The following is a 26956-nucleotide window of genomic DNA, read 5'->3' as shown; positions in this document are numbered from 1 at the left end:
CATGTACGTGAACCACCTATCGGCCACGTACAGAGACATAGACAGGTCGGAGGAACCCTATGCGGATACAGCACCATGCACGAACTCGACGCACGCAACCCGGACCCACCAAAAACGCTCTGCCCCAGTCACCCACGCAAACACAATCGGTCAACCAGCCGATGAGAGCGGCGCCCACCACCTCACGCCGCCCACACCGAAGAAAACCATCAACCCATCAAACGCGCCTTAACCAAAGCCGAGACCCGACCACCATCAGCACGCCCAGCAACCGCCGCGGTCGCCACCTTCATCACTTGACCCATTTGCTTCATGCCAGTCGCTCCGACCTGCGCCACTGCCTCATCCACAACCTGCGCCAATTCGGCATCCTCCAACTGTGCTGGCAAATACTTCTCCAACACCGCCAGCTCGGCACTTTCCCGATCAGCCAACTCCGGACGACCAGCCTCGGAGTACGCAACCACCGACTCCTTACGCGACTTCGCCTCCTTCGCCAGCACCTTGAGCACCTCGTCGTCACTCAACGAACGCGCTTCCTTACCAGCAACTTCGGCATTCGAAATCGCCGTCATCACCATCCGCAGCGTCGCCGTGACCACCTCATCACGAGCCTTCATCGCCGCGTTCAAATCAGAGTGCAACTGCTCTTTCAAAGAAGTCATGCACCTAATCCTCCCACCACCTCACCTGAGCATCACTATCCCCCACCGACATTCCCGACAGGCCAATGCGCCCCCAACCAACGCTCAAGCACCACCCAAGCAGCACAACCAGGCCCGCCATTGAGCACTTCATGACGCTCACCAGGCAACACCACACACTCCACCTGCGCACCCAGCCCGCCCCGCACCCGCGCAGCAGCCTGACGCACCCCCGCACCCATACCTCCCACCGGATCATCTACCCCAGACAAAAACAACACCGGCACCTGCAGATACCGCCCATCACGCCGATTCACTCGACCAACAGCCCTGACCAGATCACGCCACAAACCCAACGACGAAGCATTCCCAGCCAACGGATCCGCCTCATAGGCATCCACCACCTGCGACCGCACGCTCAACCAGTCATTGCCTGTTCGCGTGCGCCCACACTGAGCGTTATACCCACCGAACACCAACCGATCCATCAAGCCACACGGCCGCGCCCACCCCCATATCGAGGCCAACCCGCCCAACAAAACATCCGTCAACAGCACCGGCACCGCAAGCGGCCCTCCCGAACCCACAAACACGAACCCATCAACCCGCACCTCTGCCACCGCGTGACGCATAGCTACCTCACGCACAACGAAAGAACCCATGCTGTGCCCTACTACCACCAACGGAACCCCCGGGAATTCTTCTGCAACCGCCCTCAACCGCGTCTGCACATCACCCACCAACGCATCCCAGCCACCCTCCACATGCCCTAAATGACCAGAGCCGCCCACCGAACGGCCATGCCCTCGCTGATCATGCGCACACACCGCCCACCCCAACCCCACCAAAAACTCCGCCACACCTGCATACCGCCCCGCATGCTCAGCCATCCCGTGCACCAGATACACCACACCACGCACCTGCCCGCGCGGGCGCCACACATACCCACCTAATAGCACCCCATATGCACCTTCAACCTGGCCCTTCCACGCTTGCAGACCAGAACCCTCACTGCACACAAAACTCATTGCCCCATCCTGCGCCGACCACCCCTCGCTACGCACTATGCATTCAGAAAAACATGGATCCGAAAAGCTCAATAATAAATTTCCCAAAAGCTCACGAATACACAGCGATTCAAAATCGCACCACGAATCGCAAATATCGCTTGAAATGAATAGCTCACCCTCTTGTTATCAACACAAAATTCACTACTTCTGTCTTATAAGAACGCACCTCGCTCCCGGCTCACTTCCGCACCAACTGTGCCCACACCGCCGCATGATCACTCACCTTCGAAGGCAACACTCCAGCAGCAGCAACCTGGAACCCCCGCGCCACCACATGATCAATTTGCACGAACGGCGGGAAAAACCATCCCATCGGCCACGTCCGAGTCCAAGGAACCCCACCCGATGGAGCCTCCACCATCCCGTTCAACAACCTCCTGAACACCGGATGCGAGCGCGAAGCGTTGAAATCCCCCGCCATCACCAACCGCTGCTCACTACTACGCTGCTGCACCCAGTCCACCAATCCCACCTGATCCCGATACCACCGGTTCACTGGGTCAAGTCGTGGTGACCACGGATGCACTCCCCGAAACAACGTCCCATCAGCCAACCGCACTGCTGGCATATCGAACTGCTCCACCTCACCAGAACCCACATCCACCACCTCGTTACATCGCGCCCGAGCACCAATATCCACACACGACATCGGCTCACGCGTCGCCACCACTGTCGCCGAAGAGCCACCTACCGTGCCCGTCGCATACGGCAAATACTCTTTTAACCCCGCCTTCAACAACCCCTGCCAATTCGTAGGTGATTCCTCCACCAACACCAACACATCCGGCCGCAGCTGCCTCACTTGCTCAACGGTCGTTGTCGGAACCTCAATCCCGAAATACGTATTCACAGACAAGACCGTCAACATGTCTGACGGACGTTGCCCCACCGTCACTGGCACCGACGGCTGCCGATCAACCACATCCCCTAACACCGGCACGAACAACGCCACCCCCACCACAGCCATCACTAGCGCCTGTCGCCGCGATATCCACCACAACCCCAACGCCACCGGCACAGCCGCCAACGCCAACGCAGGCGCCAACGCTTGCAACAAGGGCACAAAACTCCACTGCTCACCATCCACCAATGACACACATGCCACCAGCACCCCTATACCAACAATCCCCCAGCCACATCCACGCACCCACCGCATCATCAGAAAAACCCCCGAAAAATCAACACTCGCAAGCGAAACAACCTAACCACCCGTCCAATTGAAGAATCACGGAAGAAACTGTTGCCGAATGGCAACTCAAACTACGCCGAGCCAACTGCACACCATCCCCCACTACGCGACAGAATAAGTAGGGACGGCACACGCACCACAGCAAACAACGCAGCCGATACGGCAGGGGGTACCTCAACCGATGCGCGACGGTTCGACCACGACATCAGTAAACACACAACACCACACCACGTCTTCACCCAATCTCACCCGACAACTCGGCGCCCATCTCATCATCGGTTTCGCCATCATCGGACTCGCCACCGCCCTATCCAGCAGCCTCGGCGACAGCCCCCTTTCTCTCACCCCCACCGCAATCCTCATCACACTGGCCATTACCCGTTTGCCCCACAACACCTGGACCATCTCCCCTAGAGTCCACAGCGCCACAACCACCGCAGTCACCGCCACCGGGCTCGCCCTCACCTGGGCGACCGCTCTAGGCGCCCACGCGGCCAGCTGGTCCAACACCACCGGCATCGCCACAGCTGTGATCGGTTGGCTCACCCTCATCGCTGCGAACTTCACCGCCTTAATCCGTACTTACATGCTCCTGGCAGCTACAACAATCATCACCGCTGCCGGAATCAGCGCAGCACTGTCCACTCCCCATGGCCTGTTCGACATCACTACCCAAATCGCTGCCGGCTTCACTTCACCAGCCTTCCCACCTGCTTTCCTTATCGCCGGTCTAGTTACCACCACCGCAACCATTTACGCGCTCACTCGCGATATCGACTTTCTTTGGCACCGATCAGACATGCGATCGCTAGCCGCCACATTCGCAGGCGCAGCAACCACTTCTCTAGGCGCAGTCGTATTGGTATCCACCCGCCAAACCACATGGACCGGCGAAGACAACGGCCTGCAATTCACTATCGCCGCTCTCATTGCTCTGCTATGCCCCGGTATCGCACTCCTCGTTATTGGAGCGCTGACCACACGTGACGGCAACCTTAAACCCACCGGCAGTATCCCGCTCGTTCTCGGTCTACTTCTCATCGCAGTAGGTGGCTGGACTGGTTTCACCCTCAGCGGTCTGGGAGCTATCCCTGCACTACTACTTATTGTGCTGGCAACATTGTTCGGAATCACTGCTGGCCTCGCTTTCGCTGCCGCAGTAGTGCGCGATGGCCACCGCCTACGTGCCCGTTTCAACGAAAGCCGTGAACGAGCTGAAGCTCGCGCCACCCAAACTGTGCGCCGTATCGCCTCAGCAGTACACGCCACTCCTTAACCCCTAGACGCCCCGCGTGGCCGGAACACAAAGTCGTGTTCGGGCCACGTGAGGTATCCAATCAGTGGAAATCAGATAACCTCCCACGGCTCAACACCCCCAGGAACAATAGTCAAACTCGCGTGAGCTGGAGGAACACCAGTAATCAAATCTAACCGCGGGAGCCACTGCAGATCACGGACAGCAACCTTGGCACGCAGATGCGCAAACTCATAGACAAGTTGCCCTTCCGTCACCGCAAACTTTGCAGAACGTGCCACCGACAATCGCGCTACCCCAACCTCACCAATCCGTGACCGGTCAAACCGATACCCGCGCGCATCGGCCTCGTCGGCTACACCATGCAAATACACAGCCACACTAGCCACCGGGTCAACCAATGCTTTAAACCGCTCCAATTGAGGATGATTGCGGTATCCCTTGGTCTCCCCCTGCAATACTTTCTGCGCCAATAACGTCTCCCGCCACAGCGCTACCAAAGCGGCTCTATCCAGCAGCGAGGGATGCAGACTCCAAATGCGCATATCGCACACCTTATCGACGGCAAAAGGCTCAAGGCTCGCCCCAGTACTTCACAGCCCGAAGGATTCAAAACCTAGCTACGACGTGAGCCATCACCATCGAGTGATCACTCAACTCAGCAGCAATGTCATGGGATGCCACTGAGAGCACAATCACATCCCTAGCCTTTACGCCTACACCGAAAGAGCCATGCCACCAGGCGTTCCACTCAGCCACACTGATGCCATGTCTCTCATCTCCTTTCTCTCTTCGCGCCTCTCACCGCGCGAACCGCAAACCCAACCACCGCAAAACCACACCACCACTGGAATCCGTTACCCACACATCCTGCGGCGCGCCACCACCCACTGGTGGAAAGGACCAGCAGCAATAGCAACCACCTTCGGCGGCGCCATACTGGCCGTCGCCGCCGTACGCTTCTCCCTACCCGCTCTCACCACAGCCGAACCCAACGGAACACCAACCCCAGCCGCAGCAGCAGCCCTCAACCTCGCTCTGGCTTCTTTCATCCCATCTCCATCGGCGCTGTTGCCGCCGTGTACCGCATCAGCGGCGGATACCTGCACTCCATCAGCGGCCGAATGCGCTGGAAATGGCTAGCAACCGGCCTAGCCACCACCGTCCCTATCTGGCTTGTGGGAAATCTTGCCGAAACCGTCGTCAACGGTGAAAGCACATTCTCCCCCGCCAAAGCGTGGGCCCTGCAAGTAGCCCTCACCCTCATCCTCACCCCCCTGCAAGCTGCCGGTGAGGAATACATCGTCCGAGGTCTGCTCGTCACGACAATTTCCAGCTACTTCAGTAACGCAAAAGTGGGGTTCTGCATAGCGGGGGCCATATCTACTTTTGTCTTCACCGCTCTCCACGGCTCATCACACCCCTGGGTTGTCGCCAACCTCGTTGGCATGTCCATCATGGCGCTTTACCTCGTATGGCACACCGGCGGTATCGAAGCCGCTATCGCCATCCACGTAGCCAACAACCTCTCCCTCATCCTGATCTCCATTTTCACCAACACTGTAGGAAAAGGACAGATCACAGCAGAAACCCAGGTCAGTTTCTGGTCAACCTTCTACGCGCTCGCCCTACTCGCCCTAGGAACCTTCCTGCTCCGCCGCTTTTTCGACCGAGAAGGACTTTCCGCCACTACACAGTCAGAGCCCGAACCCCGTTCTGCCATCGCAGCTACAGCTGAAACCGCACCCGAGAACACCGCAAAGACCACGCCGGCACCAGAATCTGACTCCACTCACACGTAGCTCAGAAACAGGTTTTTATACCTGCTTCTAATTCCGTTTCGAGGCGCACTCCCCGCCCCTAACTACATGGTGGCGAGATCGGTCAATATACCGATCTCGCCACCATTCGCTGTATTCAAGAGTGTTATCCCGAAAAGCAAAAAATGCGGATAAAACGCATAACGCGAAATAACACCATCAATCCAATGGTGTGAACAAACGCTGATCTGGGCGGCATGTCATGTCTTTCTCCGGCAACTTTCCACTCATGAGATATTTATTACGTGCTTTCTCCGCACATTCACTTACATCAACTACTCCGTGCCCCCATGTCGGCACTGTGATCAAACGACTGTTTTTCACCAGCGAACGCACTGCTTTGGCACCTGAGTATGGGGTAGCTGGATCCTCCAACGTGCTCATTACCAGAATTCCACCGGCGGGAGAACTCGTGTATGGGCCTTTGTAGGCGTTAGCTCCCTTAAACTTCCAGCCGGAGCAGATCGAAGAATTCCATGTCCACAGCGGCCCGAATCCTGGCGCAACCTGTTCTGCGATTTTCGCTGCTGCTGGCCATGATTCAAAGGTAGAAGGGTTATTGGTCTCTGAGCATAGTACGCCCCCGAAACCAAAAGGCACGTCTAGACCCTCCTCTTTATCCGAGTCCGAAATCGGAGCAGGCGGATCATAAGAGATTAAGTCGCGCTTCATTCGACGCTCATGGTCCAGTAGCTTCCCGTAGTACTTAACTGACTTTTCTGAAGCTTTCTGAGCAGTTTTACCTGCCGATTGCGAGGAGGATTCTTTCACTTTCTCCACATCAGCTCGCAGCGAGGAGATAAAAGCCAAAAGATCAGGGATGGATTCTGTCCCATACAACATTGAAGTACTTGCGGCGAACAAATCTTGATAAGTGAAAGTCTTTGAACCGAAGGGGCCTTCAAGAACCACTGACTTTCCACGAAGCCGCGACGTCAGGTAATTCCAGTCATTACGAATCGTGTCGCTCTGCTCGCAGTCAGAACCAACTCGCTCACACTCAGAGATAGCCGACTTCATCGCCTGATGAGCGCCTACACCACTACGAATCCTGGTAGTCGACGGCACCTTTGAACCAACTTCAGAACCGCCCGTTGACCACTGCACTGGGTCCAGAACTCCGTCGATCACCATAGTTCGAACACGGTTCGGGAACATCGCGGCATACGTGTTCCCTAGCTGGGTCCCATACGAGATGCCGTAGTAGTTGATAACTTTCTGCCCCAAGGCTCCCCGAACTCGATCCATATCCCGAGCTACATCGGCAGTAGTCATGTAGGGGAGAATGCGAGTCTTACTATCTTCGCATGCCTTCCGCTTCTTTTCATCCTGCGCTTTTCTTTTTGCGATTTGTTCTGGAGAAATCGGATACGGCTCTCCTTCTTCAGCGATATCATTCGCTTTCATCTTGCATAAAGCAAGATCTGAACCACCGATTCCTCGGGGATCCACTCCCACGATGTCGAAGTTTTTACGGATGTCTCGCCCCATCTTGGAGGAAAACATTCCTACCGCCGAGACAGCAGAACCTCCCGGACCGCCAGGGTTCACAAACAAAACACCCAGTTTGTTTTTTTGATCGTCAGCAGGTCGACGACTAATCGCGAGGTCAATGGTGCCTTTTTTCTCATCTTTATAGTCAAGGGGAACCGTTAGCTCACCACACTGCATACCTTTGTTACAGCGCTTCCACGCAATTTTCCCGGCGTCACCCGCGAGCGTTTCCGTTGACGGCTTCGTTGTTTCCAACGCTCGCGCAGGTACCGGTGCCGCTGACATGCCACCGCTGAACAGCAGTAATGCCGCACCAGACGCAACCGAAATACTGCGGAGTTTTCTACCAGACATGGAGGTTCGTCCTTCCGCTCATAGACGGACAGCCGCCTGGACCACCGTCTTGAATACATACACACATCAGTGAATACAGGCGTAGGACTTAAACCCGTTAAGGCACAGCTGTTTTGGCCATCTATTACAGAATTTACTTTTTGCCACCCCACATACCCGCTCGAACCTTCACCTCAAAGACCGATAAGAACAACACCAACCTAAGGAGGCCCCATGCAGCACAGTCACAACCAATCGCGCCCACACCCCAACCGCACCACGCCTGGCACTACCTCAGAAAAAACCCACGACATTGAAACAGCCATCGCAAACGCAAATAAAGACGTTGCCGTCACAGCAGAAGGAATCGGCAACATCTTGCGAGCATTCATGGCCGAAGACAACAAACGACAGAACTGACGACTCGAACTCAGAACACAACGAAATCTGTCCTAGGCAGCAGCCCACACCATCCGCATAACCCCGCTTTTATCTCAGCGGAACTTTGGCACCCACTCCTGAATGGCCACCCCGCAACGTAAGAACTGCAGGAGTTGAACCTGCAGGAATATCAAACGCAATCTGTGCAGTAGTAGTGCTGTTAGGCGCAATACCGGAGATGTACGCGTCATCCCACCCACTCAAAGAAGGCACCACGGATGCCTCATGAACAGCATTGTTAGCTGTTGTCAGACGTTGTCCAGCAACGTCGATAGTATTGGAATCTGTGCCTTTATTCGTGATGTCAACAGTCACAAGCACCCACGTTCCATGGGCTTTCTCAGCAGCGACGGTCTCCCCAATTGTTGAACCAGGAAGAGCAATAGACCTGATCCTGAAAGTCATATCGCCGTCTTTGAATGGTTTGCCAATAGAAGCAGCAGCAATCGTTGGTGTTACTTTTACCGGCGGCGGGGAAGCTGGCCCCGGAATCGAACTCATCAAAGAAATAGCAGCCACCGCAGCCAGACCACCAGCAAAAAGCGGAGCAACATAACGCTTACGCAAGTACCACGGCGACAATGCCGCCCTCCGTGCAGCCTCAGCTCGAACAGCAGAAGCAACCTCTTCGGCAGTCTGTTTCTGTTTTTTTTGTGCGCGTGAGGCCTGAGAGGCCACTGACCGACGACGCGTACCGCCGGTTAGCGTGTCAGCAGCGGCAGGGCCAGGAGCATTCGGACGTTGGCGAGTGGACGAAGACATTGACACTCCAGGGCGGGAGGGGCGGCGCGAATTGACGCTCCTTCGTTGCATCGGTGTGTTGTCGTCCTTGATAAGTGGTTTTGCCCGCTGCATACTTTCCCGTTATCACACCGCAACGCCACACAGGGCGTTGCGGTGTGATGGATTACCTCACAGACAGAACTACATTCTGTGTCTGCTATTTCTGACGCGGACGCACAAACGGGAAACTGAGTACCTCGCGAATGTTGGATTCGGTGAGCATCATGACCAGCCGGTCCAGTCCAATACCGAGACCACCTGCTGGGGGCATTCCCACCTCGAGAGCTGCTAGGAAGTCTTCGTCAACCTCCATGGCCTCCACGTTACCGGCAGCCGCTTTCAAGGACTGTTCAGTAAGACGGCGACGCTGTTCGATTGGGTCATTGAGTTCGGAGTAGGCCGTTCCAAGTTCAGCGCCCCGAATGACAAGGTCCCAACGCTCAACCAGGCCCGGAATCGACCGGTGCGGACCAGTCAGCGGAGAGGTTTCAACAGGGAAGTCCACATAGAACGTGGGATATACCGTTTCACCCTCGACCAGCTCTGCGTACAACTCCTCAAGAACTGCCCCAGGCCCCATGTCATTGGCTACAGCGACCTCATGCTTACGCGCCAGTGCAAGCAAAGTTTCTAGGTCGGTAGTGTGCGAGACGCGCTGACCAACCTTTTCGGAAACAGCATCGGCAACAGAAATAACTGGCCAGTCCCCAGAAATATCAACCGGGATAACGGTGCGGTTGCCGTTTTCATCTTCAGGACCCATCGGCAGTGGAATGACTTCGGCCCCATGCACAGCACGCGCAGCAGCTTGGATCACTCGTTGAGTGAGCAACCGCATTCCGTTGTAGTCCGAGAAAGGACGGTAGGCCTCCAGAACGGTGAATTCTGGGTTGTGCGTTAAATCGGCGCCTTCATTACGGAAGTTACGGCCAATTTCGAACACGGGCCCCATATCGCCTGCAAGAAGACGCTTGAGTGCAAGCTCTGGGGCGATACGCATGACTAGGTCAGTTCCATAGGCGTTGGAGAACGTCCGGAACGGTCGAGCAGTAGCGCCACCATTTGTGCTTTGCAGCATGGGCGTCTCGACTTCCAGGTATCCCTCTTCGAGCAGGACGGAGCGAACTGCTCCGATGGCCCGCGAGCGGGCACGCAATTTAGCTGCGGCTTGAGGGTGAACAAGCAGGTCCATGGTTCGCGCACGGGCTCGCTGACCAGGATCTGTCAAACCGCCGTAAGGGACAGGGTGTAGCGCCTTGGCAGCGATGTCCCAGGAGCTGACGATGATCGAGGAGGTGCCGTTGCGGGAGATTCCCATGTGACCTTGGAAGGAGAGCAGGTCTCCGGTATCGATGTTGCGACCAAACAGTTCGATCTGGTCAGCACCGAGAGTGTCGCGCTCGAGGATGGCTTGAGCCTGGACTCCGTTATCGATGAGGGTCACGAAGATGACTCCTCCGTGGCGTCGGACGCTGCGTACACGCGCGTGCACGTGCACCTCAGTGCCGGTAGCAGGAGTCTGCGCGCTCAGTGTGGCCAAGGCTTCTCCGCCGGGGCGACCAACCGTGTAAGGGTTACGTCCTGCGGCGCAGAGCGCGTCGAGATGACGCATGCGGTGACGGGTGGAGTTGCTGCGCCGTGGTTCAACAGCTGTGACCTCGAAGGTGATTCGTTCAGCTTCGCTGGCTCGTTCGAGTTCGAAGGGGGTGAGCTGGTTACCGACGCTGGTGTTGCGACCTGGCAGCGGCAGGAATCCTTCGGCGGCGCCGATGGCCAGAGCCACGGCGGGTAGCGCTGCGGCACCTTCGAAACAGACATACCTAGGCACCCATTCAGGCCGGTACCGGTCGTTGTTGCGGTAGAGGCTTTCGATCTGGGTGAAGCGGTCAACAAGGCCCAGCAGCCCAGATCCTGCCCGAGTAAATGGGGAGGCACCGAGCTCGTCTGCGTCCGCGAAAACTGACCGGGCAACAGCGAAGTTCAAAGAAACGTGAATAAGGCCGAGGGATTCGGCGCGGTCCATGAGTTCGGCGACCATGAGTTCGGTAACGCCGTTGGGTGCCTCAGGCGAACGACGCATGACGTCCAGTGACAGTCCGGTTCGTCCCCATGGGACTAGGGAAAGCATGCCGACGGGTTTGCCGTCTTTGGTGTGAGCCATGACAAGGACACAGCGTCCATCGGCAGGATCTCCGAGGCGTTCTAGAGCCATAGAGAAGCCACGTTCAGGCCCACCGATGCGCCAGGAGTCGGCGAGGTGGATCATTTCGGCCATCTCAGCCTCAGTGAGATCGCTGTGGCGGCGGATGGTGACGGTCAGTCCGGCTCGGCGAGCGCGAGTAACGGCCTGCCGTACGGAGGTCATGGAGGTGGAGTCGAGAGTGAAACGGTCAGGGTGAAGGATGGCTTCGTCACCGAGCGGGACGATGCCGAACCCTCGGGCAGCGAAGAAGCGACCTGCTTCGGCTCCAACGCTAGTGACAGCGGGAATCCAACCGTATTCACGGCAGGATTCGAGCCAGTTGTCAACGGCAGACTTCCACGATGTGTGTTCACCGATGGGGTCACCAGAGGCCAGTGCAACAGATCCGACGACGCGGTAAGCCAAGACGGCTTTCTGGTCATCGGAAAAAGAGTAGGAGCGGTCGCGGCGGGTGGCGAAGTAACCCAGGGAGTCAGCTTGGCCGTGTTGGGCAAGGAGTTCACGGACCGCGACCTCACTCATGCCAGTCCAGTTCTGGGGTGAACCAGAGGAGCGCAAGAAGGCCCAGATAGCCAGAACGAAAGTAGCTGATAGGCAGATCTCGAGAAGAACGGGTACGCCGTGGCCGACGGTGTGGAGCACGTGCCGGTCAGCGACTCCGGCAACGCCCAGAGAGTTACGCACAACAGCACCGAAGGCGCGGAGAACGGAGCGTTCCTCTGCGGTGGCTTCCATGATGGCGAAAGCGATGCCGACAGAAATAAGCGAACCGCAGATGGCGATGAGTGAGGCACGGATGAAGGATCCGCGTTGAACACGAGCCGGGAATGCTGGACGGACCCACCACAGAATCACAGGGACGGTCAGACCGAAAATGATCGCAAGGCTGTCCACGAGGATGAGGCGCTCTGGTGATACCCGAATCGCCTCAGTGGGTGGGGAGAAAGTTCCGACGAGGACAGAAGCAAGCCGTTGAGCTGACCAGAGGAATCCAAGGATCTGGAAAGACGCAACGATGTACAAAGCCATGCGTTTACGCCGGAGAAGAGCACCGACAAGCAGAGCAAGCACCAGGATGGATACGAGGCTTGTGGTTGCAGGGATGTTGATGGTGCCGTAGACGATGCGCAGGGCAAATCCGCTAAGTCGCCCTCCGACGAAGTAGAACACCACTGTGAGGGCCAAGGTAGTGGCAAATACCGCGATGAGGACGCGGGCAGCGTTTTCTTGCGCGGGGGTGGCCTGGGCTCGTAGGCGGCGTCGATTGTTGTGTTTTTGTGTTTCTTCGGGTGTTAGCTGGTCAGCAGTGTTGTCTGCCGGGGACGCTTGGGATTCCGTGGTCGGGGTTGTGCGGGTGGTGCTCATGGAATCGGTCATTTCTTGAATGCCGGGGAGTGCTCAGCGAGCCATTCCAGAGATGCAGGCACGTGGGGTGTCCACACCGAGGTGTTGTGGCCGCCTTGGGAGAGCTTGGTTTCGGTGAAAGACGAGGGAGGCCGAACAGCTTTGGCGAATTCGGCGGTGCCGGCGAGGGCGAGGTTGTCACCTGCGCCGTAGAGCGTCCATAGGGCAACGGGGGGTGCGCTCTTTTTCTCGACGTTGATGAGGTCGTAGCGCTTCCATTGTTCGCTGCCGGGTTTGAAGGGTACGAAAGGCTGGTCGAACAGGGGTGCCCAGTAGCCACCTAGGGAGATGCCGGTAGCGAAGACATCGGGGTGAAGCATCGAGACCATGCTGGCGCAGTATCCGCCAGCAGAGAGGCCGTAAGCGGAGAAGGAGTCCCGGCCGGGGGTGACGCGGAAGGTGTTGTATGCCCATGCTGGGATGTCTTCGCTGATCCAGGTTTCGACGTTGCCACCGGCAGCGGAGTTGACGCACTCGTTGTCTTTACCACCGACGGCCCAGTGCGGGACCAACACAATGGAGGGTTTCATTTTTCCTTGTGCAACCAGGTCGGTGATGATTTTGTCGATCTGGACTACGTTGAAGTAGGCGTACGGTGCGGGTTTGATGCCGTGGAAGGCTTCAATGACGGGAAAGGTCGCGTTGGGGTCTTCGAAGTATTCCTTGGGGAACCAGACTGTGACCTTGCTGGTAACTCCGCTGCGTTGTCCTGCAACGGTGAAGTCTTGGAATCCTGCGCCGGAGTTAGTTTTGGTGGGCCGAGGAGAAAGGTTCACTGCTGGCCTGTTACGAGCTCCGGTGATGAGGGGGCTGGAGGAGTGGTTGTTTCCTAGGGCTTGGGTGGCTGAGGCGCCGGTGGAGCTGCTGTTGGAGGTGGCGCTGCCTGGAAAGAAGTCAGCGATGGTGGAGTACCAGCCATATTCAGCGTTGATAGGTGCAGCGAGGGCGAGCGCAGCCAGGACGGTCACGACAACAAGGGAGATAACTCGAAGAATGACGCGAACGATGGTGTTGCGTGCCAGGGCCCCCCATTTAACGATCAAGGCGATGAATGCGACTATCGCGATGATCCGGATTACCCAGACCGCGGTGTCGCTGACGAGCGACACATTCATGAGCGAGTTCATGGACTCTCCTTGCTGATGGCCCCGCAGATCGCGTTGCAACGAGTATTCATGGTAGATCGGCAGTCTGCGACATAACTTGTGGGTTTAGCCTTACATCTCGCCGAATCGTGAGCATCTTGTGAAGCGCCTCGATCCATTGTGGCCGGTGATTGTGGCGGTGGATGACATCTGTGGTCTTAGCCAGGGTTGGGGTTGTTTTGGTGAGCTTCTGGATTTAACGGATAGACGTGTCTGTGTGTGGTATTGGATGCAGATAGATATGTGCTTTTACGTGGGTATTTACAGGTGGCATTGACGAGGCGAGTTTGCTTACAAATTGAGGGATCTCACGCTATGGGAGGTGGCTTCGCCGTTTGCGAACATGTACCGTTTGGGAGTTTTGCGCTGATGCTCAGAATCAGTAGCTGTATTCGTTGGAGTGAACGACGCAGTTTCTGCATGTTCACGGCCAGGTATGCGATTAAAAAATCAAGCTTTGCCGCAGTTGCAAGAGTCCATCACTGAGCGGGTTTCACAGGTCTCTAGGAAGATTCTTGATTCGCTGGAAGAAAAGCACAGCCATAGCGCCTTCAAAATTGTTACCCGTCCGTTACCGTGAGTGCGGTCACATCTGGAAAAGAACGCTGCTGCCTTCCGTGAAAAAGTCCAGGCATCACCAACCGACTGCTTGAGGACAGGATGCTTCCGTTACACAAGTTAATTCGCGTCACTTCTGGCCACATAGCCGTGCGCGACTTCGGAGGCGATCGTGGCATAGACCAACCAACGATCCTTCTTATCCACAATGTCTGCGACAACGCGCGGGCATGGGATCACATCGCTCCGGCACTCACCAGCTACGGACGTGTCCTAGCCCTAGACCTACGCGGACACGGACAAAGCACTGCCCCTTTACGAGAAACAGCAGAGTTCGCAACGGACCTGCACAGCATCGCCAACGCCACCGGAACCACATCTTTCGTACTCGTAGGGCACCTATGGGGCGGCGATATCGCCTTATGGTCCGCTCGGCTCGCACCTGAGATAGTCAGCGCCGCCTGTCTCATCGACGCCCCGATCTCACTACCCCCCACCCCTTACGCCGAACTACTCGCCTTCATCAATGACCCTTTCGTGTTGTCCTCCATCGCACAACGGCTGCGACTAGACATCTACGGGCACGGCACAGCCTCCCTCAACCAGTTCGTCAACGCAGCAGCTACCGCACTCCAAAAAGACTGGATGTCCCCCACTGATCTGCGTGAAGAAGCACTCACCCAAGTACGACACAGCATCCGTTCTGGCCCAGAAGGCCTGTGGTTCCGCACCCCCACCCGCGAAACCCTCTACACCTACAGCCATTGCGCCTGCAGAGGCGAAGACATCAGCGCCATCGGTATGGACGCCCTAACAATCCCTATCTGGCTGCTACACCCTCACACCGGCCGTTTCTACAACGGCTACACCCATTTCCGCAGCATCGAAAACAAACGACCCACCTGGCAAGCTCGCGTCATTCAAGGCGGGTCCAACGGCAATGACCTGCGTGCCACCCCACTAACCCAAGCCATCTGCCATTTTCTTGACTCACTGCCCTACGGCCACGCCCTGACCCAATAATCCACTGGACACAGCAAACGACTGAGCCCTGCCATAGCAGAACTCAGTCGTCCACTTTATTCACCAGTTAATTCAGGCGGCATGCTTTTCAATCACACGCCCGATAGCAGGCAGAGCTTCAACAACATGAGACTTGGCCTTGGGCCGCACCGTGTTGTAGATCTTCGCCACCGCAGCGTTATTCGGACGAGCAGCCCTCTCATCCGTCACGGAGAGCAGAGCATCGGCAGCTTCATCCGAACGCGACAACAAGTAGTCGCCAAAGGGAACAGCGCCTTTCTCCTGCCACAACGGGTCCAACTTCTCTGCAGCATCCGGCAACATCCTGTCTACAGCCGTACGCACCAGATCCGGGCTCATCTTCTGCACAGCCTTGAAAGCCGTCTTAAACGCCATACCGGAGATACCGGACTTACCCGTCACTTCCTGCTCAATCGTGGAAACCACCTCAGCCACGACCTGGTCACGTCGAGACGAGTCACAAAGCACGTCGGAAAGTGCAGCCATCAAAACACCCTTTCGGAACGGGGATGTTTCTGTACAGAAACATCCAAAACACCCCTGCTAACGCAAGGGCCAAGGATCTTGACCTTATCCGCGCTCACAGCGTGGATGCCCCACGAAAGAACGCCACACACCCCGCCCTGACAGGTCTCCCACGACTTGCTGACATACCGTGAACACCATGGCCGCAGCGAAGAGCACAGATGTGGACGAATCCGCCACATCACTCCCCCAAACCCCTGAAAAACCCTCCCCGATAAAAAAACTCATCGACTTCGTCATGGACTCACGGGCCATGCGGTCCATGAACCGGTACAACGCAGCAAAAGGCGCGATGCTCGCCGGTGGAATCGCCTACTCCGCCCTGTTCTCCATTGTCTCAGCCCTCACCATCGCCTGGACCTTTTTCATGGCCACCCTGGGCAACGATGCTGACCTACGCCGCCAAGTAATCCGTGCCGTCAACCAAGTACTTCCCAACATCCTCAAAGATGGCTCCGGCGCAGGGCTCATCGATCCAGACTCGCTGATCATGGACAGCGCTCTTAATCCCACCTCGATCATTGCTGCGGTGGTCTTGCTGTGGTCAGCAGTCAACATCATGACCTGCATCCGCACCTGTGTGCAGGCCATGTTCGGTATCGCCACTCCCGCCGAAAACATTGCCCTGCAAAAAGCCCGAGACCTCTTCGGGTTCATTGGCATGTCTTTTGGGATCGTGCTCTCTGCGCTCCTGGGCACCGCCGCGGGCACGATGGGCAAGACTTTCGCTGCTCTCATCGGCCTCGATGGTGTACCCCTCATCGCTACTGCCGCCCGTTTAGGTGGTTTACTCGTCGCTTCGGCAGTGGCAGCATGCACGTTCGCTTGCCTGTTTATCGTCACCGCGCATGTTCACGCCACCCGCAAAGATCTCTGGATGGGGTCCATCATCGGTGGGATCGTTGTCCAGATCGTCGTAACCCTGGGCACCTCCCTTGTATCTTCCGTCGGTAAAAACCCACTCTTGGCATCTGCGGCATCCATCGCCACGCTGCTGCTTTTTGTGAACCTGCTTGCGCGTGTGCTGCTTATGGTCGCGGCTTTCACCGCCAACCCACCTAACCCGGTGCTGCCGGAAACTCCTGAAGAAGTCCACTACCACGAGCATCCCAACCACGTCACTCTTTCCGTCCCCCGCACTTTGGAATGGCGGTACCAGAAAGCCACCGGCCAGATCGACGTCGACCCTGACCTCAACCCTGGCGTCAATCTACGTGGCGAGGCAGCCACCGGAACTGCCCGAATGCCTTACGACTCTCGCCCAGATGGCACTGCCATCCCGGCCGAACCAATGAGCGCAGAAAAACGAGCCTCCCTCGTTTCACGGGTCATCAAGCTCGAAGAGCGCGTTGTCGCCCAGCGTGCTCGCCTGGGGCAACGTCCCCGTATCGAAATCGCTGAGAAAGATTACTGGGCCCGTCGCCTCATCATTGAAAAGCGCCGCGACGGCGAGCAGAACGCAGCATCAGCACAGACATATCGCTCTGTCTCTTCAGGAGGTAGCCAGTCCTGAAAGTTCCACGCTCAAAGGTAGGCACCCTCGATTGAGGTTATTGCTGCTGGTGTTTGTGCCGGTCACGCCATTCCTTGGCCAATAACGCGTACATCATCGTGTCCCGCCAGGTACCGTCACGGTGCAAACTTTCAGCAATGTAGTGGCCCTCACGCCGCATACCTAGCCGCTCCATGAGACGCCAGGATGCTTCGTTCTCCGCGAAGCATCCTGCTTCTACTCGACGTACACCCACTCCATCGAAAGCGATTGCGAGCAGTTCAGTAACTGCCTCCAATCCGTAGCCTTTTCCGTGCTCTTGCGGAATGATGAACCAGCCCAGCTCAGCACGGCTTTGACGGGCTTGTTCGACAATTTCTCGTTGCCCCCACGCATCTTTGACCTGACATCTCATTTCGCCAATGACACGCGAGCCAGCCCCAGAGTCACTCTCAAGGATGAGCGTGTTCTCAAGACCAAGACGAAACGCCTGCTGGAAGGCTTGGCGGTTATCAGGCTGGGAGGTCATCCAGCGCCCAACCTGCGGTATGGATCGCTGGGCAAAACTGGTGTCTGCATCAGCCATAGTGGCAGGTCGAATGGTTAAGCGTTGGGTACGGCGAGGCCAGTCCAATTCGCTGAAGCGGCGCGCGTTCATGAGTTCAGCTTGCCTGCGCAAGGGTGAGTTTTTCCTGCTTTTCGGTGGAGCTGATGCATCCCTAAAGAGATCAGGTAAGAGTTTTCTGCTCTCTCGGGACTGCCCAGGCTACGGAAATGACTGCTATTAGCAGGGCTACCACGTTTAGCAGTAAGGCAAGCATGGCGCCTTCTCGGTTGGCGAGGTTGTCCTGTCTACCGGCAAAATCAAGGAGATGAGTGATCCAGTCGGCGCCTTCTCCTCGACCACGAATGTTCAAATAGATAGCGCTGGTCAGGGCGAGCCCGAAGGCACCACCGATGGTGGAAGACATTTTGTATAGGCCTGATCCGGCTGCGCCCATTGCATCAGGCAGGTTGGCTAGCGCGGTATCGGTAGAAGGCGTGGCATAAATGCCGACGCCTATCCCGTAGAGGGAGAAACCGGCAATGGTGAGCCATATATAGGTGCTTTGCAGGGTGTTAGTCGGCAGCATCATGGCGACACCGACAGCAGCGATGACACAGCCGATGATCATCGCTGTGCGTGGCCCACAACGTTGGAGAAGTTTTTCGCCAAGGCGGATGAAAAGAATGAGGCCGATTGCGTAACCAATGGTCAGGTTTCCTACTTGGAGGGCGGTGAGGGTGCCTGCAGTTTGGAGAACGAGGGAAACAACGAGAACCATGCCAGCTGCTGTGCCGTTGAGGAGCATGTTGGAAATGAGGCAACCGGTGAAGGTGCGGTTGGTGAAGAGCTGGAAGTCGATGAACGGGTGGGTATTGTCGGGGCGGGTTTCGATGTAGACGAATGCGGTGGTGGACAGTACCGCGATGACGAGGAGGGTGAGAGCTGTGCTGCTGGACCAGCCTATGTCTTCACCTTTAGTCATCCATATTTGCAGGGCAATCATTGCGATGGTGAAGACGAGTAGGCCAGCGCGGTCAGGTGAGGTGTGTCTGGGGTCGGCGGCACGGGTTTCAGGGCAGCGACGGATGACGAAATAAGAAACTGTGGAGAAAACAGCGGAGGTCAGGAAAATTGCTCTCCACCCCAAGATGGGGTTTGTTCCATGAGGCCAGCCAGGAAAGAGGCTACTGAGGCTCCTCCCCAAGAACCGATAGACCAAAGAGAGACGGCGCGTTGGCGGGCGGGGCCGTGCCAGTACTGTTTCACAAGGGCCAGAGTCGCGGGCATGATGCAGGCGGCGGATAGCCCTTGAAGAGTGCGGGCAATCAAGAGCAGAGGCAAGGTAAGCGGGTGGCTGTTGGGAGCTAGTGCAAGCATGAGCGACCCAGCTAAGCCCAAAGCGTTACCGGCCAGGGCGATACGCACACGTCTGTGTCGGTCGGCGAACCGGCCAATGATGACGATGGTGATGCCGCATACGAGCGCGGTCAAAGAGATGGCGATGCTGAGGGTGTTACTGCTTAGTTGTAGGTCGGATTGCATCGATGGGGCGACGTTGTAGGTGGTTTGGGCGAAGAGCCAGTAGGTGAGAACGCCGCAAATAATTCCGGTGAGGATGCGGTCGTTACCGTGGTAGTCGGTGGTGTGGTTGTTTTCCCGTTGCTTGCCGCCGCGCATCGGGGCCTTCCTAGGGTTGAGGGGTTGGCTGGCCTTGGGGCGGGGGTGGGAAGTTCCGCCCGGTTTTCCACGTTATGGCTTTTGCTTGTGGTTGGGGCGTAGTTCGCGTGATGTGCCTCTCGTGAGGGCTTGTGCGAAAGGGTTGGTGCTGTATGAAGTTGGTGGCTGATGAGCTGGTGTGGGAGCGGATTAGGGCAGAGGCGGCTGCGGATGCGACGGCTGAGCCTGCGCTAGCGGGTTTTCTGCACAATTGCGTGTTGCGGCATGACTCTTTGGAGGCTGCGCTGACCCATTTGTTAGCGACGAAGTTGGAGAACACAGCGATGACGGCGCTGGTGTTGCGGGATTTGATTTCGGCGGCGTTAGCGCAAGGGCCAGGGTTGGTGGACGCAGTGCTTGCGGATTTGCAGGCGGTGATGTCGCGAGATCCGGCAGCTCGAGGGTATTCAGCTCCGCTTTTGTATTTCAAAGGTTTTCACGCGGTGCAGGCGTATCGGGTGGCGCATTTTTATTGGGTGGAGGGTAGAACTGCATTCGCCCTGTACTTACAGAACCGGATTTCTGAAGTGTTTGCGGTGGATATTCACCCAGGCGCACGCATCGGTAAAGGCGTGATGTTTGACCACGCGACAAGTGTGGTCATCGGTGAGACGGCTGTAGTGGAAGACGACTTCTCGATGCTGCACGAGGTGACGCTGGGCGGAACAGGTAAGGAAGGCGGCGACCGGCACCCGAAGATCGGTCGAGGCGTGATGATCGGAGCGGGCGCAAAGGTATTGGGCAATATTCGGGTGGGTGAGGGCGCGAAAATCGGAGCGGGGTCGGTGGTTTTGCAGGAGGTCGCGCCGCATACAACGGTGGCAGGTGTCCCGGCTAGGCCGGTCTCCTTCCCTCCCTCTGCGTTCCCAGCGTTAGACATGGATCAGTTTTTCGGTGAAGTCCCGCAGGTAGAGGCTGCTTCGGAGAAGGTGTACGAGCTGATCGAGCAGGCTAGTGAGGAACCTGTAGACAAACCCTGACAACGCTGTTGCGGCCCGGCTCCCTCTGGGAGAGGGGCGCCGGGCCGCAACAGCGTTCGGGGATTGGGGATTACAGAGCGGACATTCCCCATGTGCGAAGGGCGAGCTTAGCGGGGACCCAACCGATCCACTGACCATCTTCGGTCGATTCAGCAACGATGCCGATAGCTCGGCCGCGGGAGTCCACCACGAGGCCTCCGGAGTCACCCGGGCGTGAACCTACTGTGCCTGCGCTTGCTTTACCGAACACCAGGCCTGCGTCGATCTGCTTACGGGTGATGGGCTGCACAGTGATGCCACAGACAGTTCCAGAGCGGTAACCGTGCTGGCAAACTTTGCTTCCTGCCACTGCGTCGGCAACACCGGTGAGTCGTTTCACCGAGCTGGATCCACCGCGGCTAGACCACACGCTCGCTGCAATGGCACGGGTGGTCCGAACAGCGGCAATGTCGTATTTCGAGGAGACACCGGTGATTTTGCCGATGGAGGTACGGCGGCCGTTGTTCCATGCGGTGTACAGCGTTTCGCCGTATTCACCACAGTGACCAGAAACGATCAGATAGTGCTGGTTACCTTTACGCGCTGGCAGCCCCATGGTGCATTCGTATCCTGCTGACCGCCCGCTACCGGGTTTGGTTGCCTGGCGTGAAAGCGGGGTTCCGGAAATAAGCGCACCGGTAGGTACCCGACGGTCGGCTTTGACAGTGGTCGCTGCTGCGGGTGCGGCGGATGCTGCCGGGGTGGCGACGGGCGCCACGATACCTGCAGCGGTGAATGCGACGGCGGCGGTTGCCGCGATGTAACGGAGATGCATGGCTGACCCTGATCGGTGCGTAGTGAGGTGGGATGTGCAGTGCGACACCGTTTCCAGTACCGCTGTGATGGGGGAAGTCGCCCTCACAACACCAACCGTATGCGGCACGGAGAGTGTGGGCTAGGGTGCGTCGGTACCACTGTGGACACCATCGCGTCACGGTGCGATTACGACGCCGGTAAACAGGCGAAACTCACATCGTGTGAGCTGAAAAGTTGTGCTGTCTTAAACGTTTGTATTGGTGCGCTCAGGTGCAAAGTTGTGTGGGCGATAAGGCGTTAAGAATCAGGATCTTACAGCCACGGAAGGCACCTCATGACCACACTTTTTCGCTTGCCACGCCACGTCCGCAAGCGTTCACTGCCAGCTGCCCTCACTGTGGCCATCATCACCTCAGCAGCAACAGCACCTTTCTTAGGCCCTGCGCCCCTGGCATCAGCTACCCAAACACACCTGACTTCGCAATATGTCTCGGCAGCAATGAACTATGACCAGGCAGGAAAGTCCCAACACTACGTATGCCGATCGTTCGGCTCTCTGCCTTCTCACAACCCAAAAAAGAGCGTAGAAGCCGGCTATTTCTCCTGGCCAGAGACACGCAAAGCCAAAGTCGGTACCGGGCAGAACATCAACTGGAAAGCTGATCCATATAAAGACAAAAGCTGGCGCACCTGGTTCCACTCACTCATGTGGATCGGCTCCCTGGTAGAAGCATCCACGCGCAGCCCAGCCCGATTCCGAGACCCATCCGGCATCGACAAAGCACTTGCCATCACCCAGGACTGGGTGAAAGACAATCCCTCACCATGGCCCACCGGACCTGGAGCAGGTAACGCAACTCACACTCGCGTCGACGCTATAGCTTGCCTACGCGCAGGACTCATCCAACTCAATAAGCCCATCCCCGCATGGCTAGATGCCTCAGTGGCACAGCACGCCGAATGGCTGAAGAAAAACACCTGGCCCGACCACAACGTGGGCACCGAGCAGACCCTGGCCGTGATGGGAGTGGGCTGCATGCTGCGCCGCCACGACTACACCAGCTACGCAGCATCAAAACTCGCATCAGAAATCTCCCGCGTTATCGACACCCAAGGCGCCAACAACGAACAATCCACCGGTTATGCGCGCTGGAACTGGGATATCTGGGGAGATGTTGACGCCGCAATCACCGAATGCGACATCAACACATCCGCAACCCGAACCATCCAAAACAAACGAGCAGCACTGGCCACTTTCCTCGACCACGCCACCAAACCAGACGGCTACCTGACTCAATTGGGAGACACTAAACGCGAAACCGCCGCAACAGGCACACCCGCTCAGGCGTGGATCGCCTCCAACGGCACCCAAGGCGCTCCCCTACCCCAACGGGTCAAGGTCTACAGCGCAGGCTATGCCTTTGGCCGCTCCGGGTGGGGAACACCCGCAGGATCCCCAGGACGTCGCCCTGCCCAGGAAGCCATGTACGCCCTGCGGTTCGGCCCCAGAAGAGCTGGTCACGGCCACAACGACCACACCTCATTCACCTGGAACAGCAACGGCCGAGAAATCCTAGGAGACCCAGGAACCGGACGCTACGAAGACGACGCCTGGCGTGACTTCTACACCGGACCAGCAGCACACAATCAGCTCGTCATCACAAACATGAAAACCGCACCGATCACACAGTTGAGGAAAACTTCCATCACCACTGGGGCTGACTATTACCGCCTGAACGATGCTCCCCTCAACGGCGTGAAACGACAACGTGACGTGATCTTCTTGTCCGACCCCGACATCGTCATCACCGTGGACACTGCCTCCGAACCGAAGGCAACATCATTCGCACAGATGTGGCACTTCCCTGCCGGTCAAAAAGTGTCACTACGAGGGAACACAGCAACCGCAACCACCCCCAACGTGGCTGGCAAGACCACCATGCTCACCCTGCCCGCTCCTGGTGCTTCCAGCACGAAAAACACGATCGTTGCAGGGAAAACTCGACCGATTCAGGGCTGGATGTGGAAAAACCACTTCAGCCGATCGGCAGCGCCAGTTATCTCTCGGGCCTTGTCTGGACGCAGCGCACGCATTGCTACAGCCTTTGTCTCCTCAGGAAGCAACGACCGCGTGAGCATGAACGTCACCACCAGCGGAACTACAACGATCTACACGTTTCAGGTAGGTCGACGCACCGCTGGAGTAGCACTGAGTGCGGATGGAACTCTCTCAAGACTGCCCAGATGAACTACCCAACACTGTTATCCACCAAAACACTTCCATTTGCCTGAATCATCACGTAACATAAGGGGATTATCTAGCGCCCCCTTACTGCGTGGCGCCGCGGCACACTACCCCTCCGGAGCAGTACAAAACCGTTCACTCCGGCTCAGCCCGCTCACGGGCCCCACCGAAAGGAGCCCGTTCGCCATGAGGCACACCCCTCACCACCCACGCCGAACCGGCGCATCCTTTCCCCTCCGGCACAAGCATCACCGCATCACCATGCCCGCAGCCTCAGGGCACCCCTGCCCCACGCACTCAGGCACCACCTAACGACAAACACCGCCCCCAGCGCCCAGAGGCAACACCAACACTGCGGCACAGCCGCACCACATCTGTTCATTAAAGAACGGGAGAGGCTCTCTCACCGGCCCCCTCCCATACGAGAAAGGGTGACCCATCATGAATCTCCTTACTTCTCGCAAAAACGCGCCAGCCCTACTCATCATCGGACTGGCGCTTGCCGCCCTCATGTGGGCTGCAGGGGGCACATTCGCCCCCTTGATCCCGTTGCTGTTCTCCCTCGTCATGGCTTACAGCCTCGCCGCTGGCGAACGAGGAGACATCCAGCGACAACTCAACAGCTAACTCAAGAGTGGGTGGGCGAACACCAGCTGGTGTTCGCCCACCCACTCTTGAGTAACACTGAGCACGCTGCCTCAACAGCACCGAGCACCAGGGTTGCGCTCACAATCGCGGTAGTAACGATCCCAAAATTCCCGCTCACTCATCGGCTCACAACCCGGATGCAATCGGCGGTGATGCGCTAGGTAATGCTCGTACTTATCTGCGCCAAGAATCGACTTCCACGACTTCCACGCCAGACGTCCTGCAACACGCACCCTGCCACACACATCACGCACGACAGAACCTCCAACACAAAGACCAACCATCAATGACCCGCCTGATGGGCCGCAGCAATATCAGGGTGTTTTTCGAAATACCCCTGCCACTGCTTCTCCAGCTCTTTCTCCAGCGGAGTCGCAACAAACCCCGACGGCGCAAACACTTCGGAAGCAACTACAGGATCCTCCGTATTAAGCACTGACTTGCCGCGAATAGCCTGCACAGTCCGCCACACCGCCATCACGATGACAATCACAGCCAACACTACGAACAAGATCGACAACGAACCCTGCACGAACGTGTTCCGCACAACCGCTTCCATCGCCTCCACAGACTTAGCTGTGCCTAACTGAGTCTTACCTGCCGCCAGCGCAGAAGCGAAAGCATTGTGCTGTGCCCAGTAACCGATAGAGGGCACGGGGCTGAAAATCTTGTAGATCGAACCAGTGATCGTCACAGCCGCAGCAAAAGCAAGCGGAATAGCAATGATCCACAAATGCCGCTTGCGGCCCATGTGAGCACCGATCGCCAGGCATACAGCCAACGCCATCGCCGCGAGCAACTGGTTCGCGATACCGAACAGCGGGAAGAACGTGTTGATACCACCCAGAGGATCGTGAACCCCCAAAAGAAGAATCGATCCCCAACCAGCAACCATCGCTGCTGTGCAGAACCATTTCCCGAAAGACCAGTCAAGATCTTTGAAACGCGGCCACACATTGCCCAGAGTGTCCTGCAGCATGAACCGTGCCACACGGGTGCCTGCGTCAACACTGGTCAAAATGAATAGCGCCTCGAACATGATCGCAAAGTGGTACCAGAACCCCATCATGTTCGACCCGCCAAGGAACTGGTGCATGATCTGCGCCAACCCGATAGCCATCGTTGGAGCGCCACCAGTACGAGAAACAACCGAAGGCTCACCAACAGCCTGAGCCGTCGCGGCAAGAGCATCAGCACTGGTGGAAACACCCATCAGGCCCAAAGAGTTAACAAATGCAGCCGCGCCTTCAACTGTTCCCTGGGTGACAGCCGGTGAAGAGTTCATAGCAAAGTACAGACCGCGATCAATAGAGACCGCACAGACAAGCGCCATGATCGCAACAAACGACTCGGCCAGCATGCCGCCGTAACCAACCATGCGCGCCTGGCGTTCCTTCTCCAACAGCTTTGGTGTTGTTCCCGAGGCGATCGTGGCGTGGAAACCTGACAACGCACCACAAGCAATCGTGACAAACAAGAACGGGAACAGCGAACCGGAGAACACCGGGCCGTTATCGCGGAACGCGAGCTCACTAAAAGCAGGCGTGGCGATCTCAGGACGCACCACGACAATGCCAATGGCCAGCAGCGCAATCGTGCCGATCTTCATGAACGTGGAGAGGTAGTCTCGCGGAGTCAACAGAATCCAAACCGGCAAAACGGCAGCCACAAATCCGTAGATGATGACCGCCCACGCCAACGTGCCCCGAGAAATGTGGAAAATCTCAGCCAGACCTGGGTTGGCGTTGATCCAGCCACCAGCGATGATCGAGGCCAACAGCAACACCACGCCAATAAAGGACACTTCACCCACCTTGCCGGGACGCAAGTAGCGCATGTACACGCCCATAAACAGCGCAATCGGGATGGTCATCCCCACGCTGAAAACACCCCACGGTGAATCGCCCAGAGAGTTCACAACCACCAGCGCGAGGATCGCGATGATGATGAGCATGATCGCCAACGTGGCCAGCAGAGCAGCTGCACCACCAATTGGCCCCAGCTCATCCTTAGCCATCTGGCCAATGGAACGGCCGCCACGACGCATCGAGAAGAACAACACGAGGTAGTCCTGAACCGCGCCAGCCAAGATCACACCAACGATGATCCAGATCGTGCTAGGCAGGTACCCCATCTGCGCAGCCAAAATCGGCCCTACCAGCGGACCAGCACCTGCGATAGCCGCAAAGTGGTGCCCGAACAGCACTCGACGGTCCGTGCGGACAAAATCCTTACCATCAGCGGCATATTCAGCCGGAGTGGCTCGAGAATCATCCGGACGCAACAGCTTGTCTTCGATGTACTTTGCATAAAACCGATACGCGATCGCGTAAGTACACAGCGAAGCAAACACGAACCAAATCGCGTTCACCGTCTCGCCACGCACAAACGCGAGCATCACCCACGCCACGCCACCAAGCAGCGAAATCATCGCCCACGTCGCGATCTTTTTAACCGGCCACGCACGCTCATGTGCCTCACGCGCCGCCGGATCCACTTCCACTGGAGGTGGACCAGTTTCAGGAGCAAGCACCCCGGCATTTTCGGACTGGCTAGTGCCCATAAGTTCCCCCGTTCTGCGCCCCTAGGAGCAAATGGTCTGACAATTGCAACCAGACTGCCATT

24 protein-coding genes are annotated in these 26956 nt (G+C 57.2%); 9 read left to right on the top strand and 15 right to left on the bottom strand.

Annotated features, from left to right (window positions below; all coding sequences use genetic code 11):
• Positions 1-209: 209 nt before the first annotated feature.
• The 3 genes from DXZ77_RS10810 to DXZ77_RS10800 form a co-directional block, all read right to left on the bottom strand.
• A complete protein-coding gene (locus DXZ77_RS10810; RefSeq protein WP_115032112.1) occupies positions 210-665 on the bottom strand; it encodes a GatB/YqeY domain-containing protein in 456 nt (151 codons plus the stop codon).
• A 35-nt stretch (positions 666-700) separates the two neighbouring features.
• Positions 701-1672 carry an alpha/beta fold hydrolase gene (locus tag DXZ77_RS10805; protein ID WP_115032110.1) on the bottom strand — a complete coding sequence of 324 codons (972 nt, stop codon included), beginning with the start codon at positions 1670-1672 and terminating at the stop codon, positions 701-703.
• 220 nt (positions 1673-1892) lie between these two features.
• A complete protein-coding gene (locus DXZ77_RS10800; RefSeq protein WP_181816131.1) occupies positions 1893-2810 on the bottom strand; it encodes an endonuclease/exonuclease/phosphatase family protein in 918 nt (305 codons plus the stop codon).
• 274 nt (positions 2811-3084) lie between these two features.
• Here DXZ77_RS10800 and DXZ77_RS10795 point away from each other — a divergent pair, with 274 nt between their 5' ends.
• A complete protein-coding gene (locus tag DXZ77_RS10795; RefSeq protein WP_115032106.1) occupies positions 3085-4179 on the top strand; it encodes a hypothetical protein in 1095 nt (364 codons plus the stop codon).
• A 71-nt stretch (positions 4180-4250) separates the two neighbouring features.
• Here DXZ77_RS10795 and DXZ77_RS10790 read toward each other — a convergent pair whose 3' ends face one another.
• Complete coding sequence (locus DXZ77_RS10790) at positions 4251-4703, bottom strand: pyrimidine dimer DNA glycosylase/endonuclease V (RefSeq protein ID WP_115032104.1); 453 nt, start codon at positions 4701-4703, stop codon at positions 4251-4253.
• A gap of 223 nt (positions 4704-4926) precedes the next feature.
• On the opposite strand from DXZ77_RS10790, the gene DXZ77_RS10785 reads away from it, so the two are divergent.
• Positions 4927-5301, top strand: a complete 375-nt coding sequence (locus DXZ77_RS10785) for a hypothetical protein (protein WP_147279283.1) — start codon at positions 4927-4929, stop codon at positions 5299-5301.
• A complete protein-coding gene (locus DXZ77_RS10780) occupies positions 5238-5960 on the top strand; it encodes a CPBP family intramembrane glutamic endopeptidase (RefSeq protein ID WP_147279282.1) in 723 nt (240 codons plus the stop codon). Before DXZ77_RS10785 ends, DXZ77_RS10780 begins: the two co-directional genes overlap by 64 nt.
• Positions 5961-6137: 177 nt before the next feature.
• Here DXZ77_RS10780 and DXZ77_RS10775 read toward each other — a convergent pair whose 3' ends face one another.
• Positions 6138-7826 (bottom strand): alpha/beta hydrolase, encoded by a 1689-nt coding sequence (locus DXZ77_RS10775; RefSeq protein WP_115032098.1) that lies wholly within the window; start codon positions 7824-7826, stop codon positions 6138-6140.
• Between the two features lie 213 nt (positions 7827-8039).
• Here DXZ77_RS10775 and DXZ77_RS10770 point away from each other — a divergent pair, with 213 nt between their 5' ends.
• Complete coding sequence (locus DXZ77_RS10770; RefSeq protein WP_115032097.1) at positions 8040-8225, top strand: hypothetical protein; 186 nt, start codon at positions 8040-8042, stop codon at positions 8223-8225.
• 69 nt (positions 8226-8294) lie between these two features.
• Here the strand turns inward: DXZ77_RS10770 and DXZ77_RS10765 are convergent, their stop codons facing one another.
• The 3 genes from DXZ77_RS10765 to DXZ77_RS10755 all read right to left on the bottom strand — a co-directional run bounded on the left by DXZ77_RS10765 (position 8295) and on the right by DXZ77_RS10755 (position 13763).
• Positions 8295-9008 (bottom strand): DUF4352 domain-containing protein, encoded by a 714-nt coding sequence (locus tag DXZ77_RS10765; RefSeq protein ID WP_181816130.1) that lies wholly within the window; start codon positions 9006-9008, stop codon positions 8295-8297.
• A 178-nt stretch (positions 9009-9186) separates the two neighbouring features.
• Positions 9187-12597, bottom strand: a complete 3411-nt coding sequence (gene lysX / locus DXZ77_RS10760) for a bifunctional lysylphosphatidylglycerol synthetase/lysine--tRNA ligase LysX (protein ID WP_115032897.1) — start codon at positions 12595-12597, stop codon at positions 9187-9189.
• Between the two features lie 8 nt (positions 12598-12605).
• On the bottom strand, positions 12606-13763 hold the full coding sequence (locus tag DXZ77_RS10755; protein WP_115032093.1) for an alpha/beta hydrolase: 1158 nt from the start codon (positions 13761-13763) through the stop codon (positions 12606-12608).
• A 726-nt stretch (positions 13764-14489) separates the two neighbouring features.
• Between DXZ77_RS10755 and DXZ77_RS10750 the strand changes: the two genes are divergently transcribed.
• Entirely contained in the window at positions 14490-15362 is an 873-nt protein-coding gene (locus tag DXZ77_RS10750; RefSeq protein WP_181816129.1) for an alpha/beta fold hydrolase, read from the top strand.
• A 72-nt stretch (positions 15363-15434) separates the two neighbouring features.
• Here the strand turns inward: DXZ77_RS10750 and DXZ77_RS10745 are convergent, their stop codons facing one another.
• Entirely contained in the window at positions 15435-15869 is a 435-nt protein-coding gene (locus tag DXZ77_RS10745) for a DUF6918 family protein (RefSeq protein ID WP_034401354.1), read from the bottom strand.
• 178 nt (positions 15870-16047) lie between these two features.
• Between DXZ77_RS10745 and DXZ77_RS10740 the strand changes: the two genes are divergently transcribed.
• Positions 16048-17421 carry a YihY/virulence factor BrkB family protein gene (locus DXZ77_RS10740; RefSeq protein ID WP_115032895.1) on the top strand — a complete coding sequence of 458 codons (1374 nt, stop codon included), beginning with the start codon at positions 16048-16050 and terminating at the stop codon, positions 17419-17421.
• A 37-nt stretch (positions 17422-17458) separates the two neighbouring features.
• On the opposite strand, the gene DXZ77_RS10735 is transcribed toward DXZ77_RS10740, so the two are convergent.
• The 3 genes from DXZ77_RS10735 to DXZ77_RS10725 form a co-directional block, all read right to left on the bottom strand.
• Positions 17459-18058, bottom strand: a complete 600-nt coding sequence (locus tag DXZ77_RS10735) for a GNAT family N-acetyltransferase (protein WP_115032087.1) — start codon at positions 18056-18058, stop codon at positions 17459-17461.
• Positions 18059-18128: 70 nt separating this feature from the next.
• On the bottom strand, positions 18129-19094 hold the full coding sequence (locus DXZ77_RS10730; protein WP_181816128.1) for an MFS transporter: 966 nt from the start codon (positions 19092-19094) through the stop codon (positions 18129-18131).
• Positions 19070-19624, bottom strand: coding sequence for an MFS transporter (locus tag DXZ77_RS10725; RefSeq protein WP_115032083.1), 555 nt, complete (start codon positions 19622-19624; stop codon positions 19070-19072). Before DXZ77_RS10725 ends, DXZ77_RS10730 begins: the two co-directional genes overlap by 25 nt.
• A 152-nt stretch (positions 19625-19776) precedes the next feature.
• Here DXZ77_RS10725 and cysE point away from each other — a divergent pair, with 152 nt between their 5' ends.
• The gene (cysE, locus tag DXZ77_RS10720; protein WP_115032081.1) at positions 19777-20643 is read left to right on the top strand and encodes a serine O-acetyltransferase; all 867 of its coding nucleotides are present in this window, start codon (positions 19777-19779) and stop codon (positions 20641-20643) included.
• 70 nt (positions 20644-20713) lie between these two features.
• Here cysE and DXZ77_RS10715 read toward each other — a convergent pair whose 3' ends face one another.
• The gene (locus DXZ77_RS10715) at positions 20714-21457 is read right to left on the bottom strand and encodes a chymotrypsin family serine protease (protein ID WP_115032079.1); all 744 of its coding nucleotides are present in this window, start codon (positions 21455-21457) and stop codon (positions 20714-20716) included.
• A gap of 315 nt (positions 21458-21772) precedes the next feature.
• Between DXZ77_RS10715 and DXZ77_RS10710 the strand changes: the two genes are divergently transcribed.
• Positions 21773-23686, top strand: coding sequence for a heparinase II/III domain-containing protein (locus DXZ77_RS10710; RefSeq protein ID WP_115032077.1), 1914 nt, complete (start codon positions 21773-21775; stop codon positions 23684-23686).
• 438 nt (positions 23687-24124) lie between these two features.
• Positions 24125-24310, top strand: coding sequence for a hypothetical protein (locus DXZ77_RS10705; RefSeq protein WP_028327460.1), 186 nt, complete (start codon positions 24125-24127; stop codon positions 24308-24310).
• A 71-nt stretch (positions 24311-24381) separates the two neighbouring features.
• Here the strand turns inward: DXZ77_RS10705 and DXZ77_RS10700 are convergent, their stop codons facing one another.
• Both DXZ77_RS10700 and DXZ77_RS10695 read right to left on the bottom strand, forming a co-directional pair.
• Positions 24382-24615, bottom strand: coding sequence for a YbdD/YjiX family protein (locus DXZ77_RS10700; protein ID WP_115032076.1), 234 nt, complete (start codon positions 24613-24615; stop codon positions 24382-24384).
• Positions 24615-26894 carry a carbon starvation CstA family protein gene (locus DXZ77_RS10695; RefSeq protein ID WP_115032893.1) on the bottom strand — a complete coding sequence of 760 codons (2280 nt, stop codon included), beginning with the start codon at positions 26892-26894 and terminating at the stop codon, positions 24615-24617. The genes DXZ77_RS10700 and DXZ77_RS10695 overlap by 1 nt, the downstream gene beginning before the upstream one ends.
• Between the last annotated feature and the right edge of the window lie 62 nt (positions 26895-26956).

Source organism: Dermatophilus congolensis (assembly GCF_900447215.1).
GTDB classification, from domain to species: Bacteria; Actinomycetota; Actinomycetes; order Actinomycetales; family Dermatophilaceae; genus Dermatophilus; species Dermatophilus congolensis_A.
The sequence above is the reverse complement of the archived record's forward strand: the minus strand, read 5'-3'. Positions and strand labels throughout refer to the sequence as shown.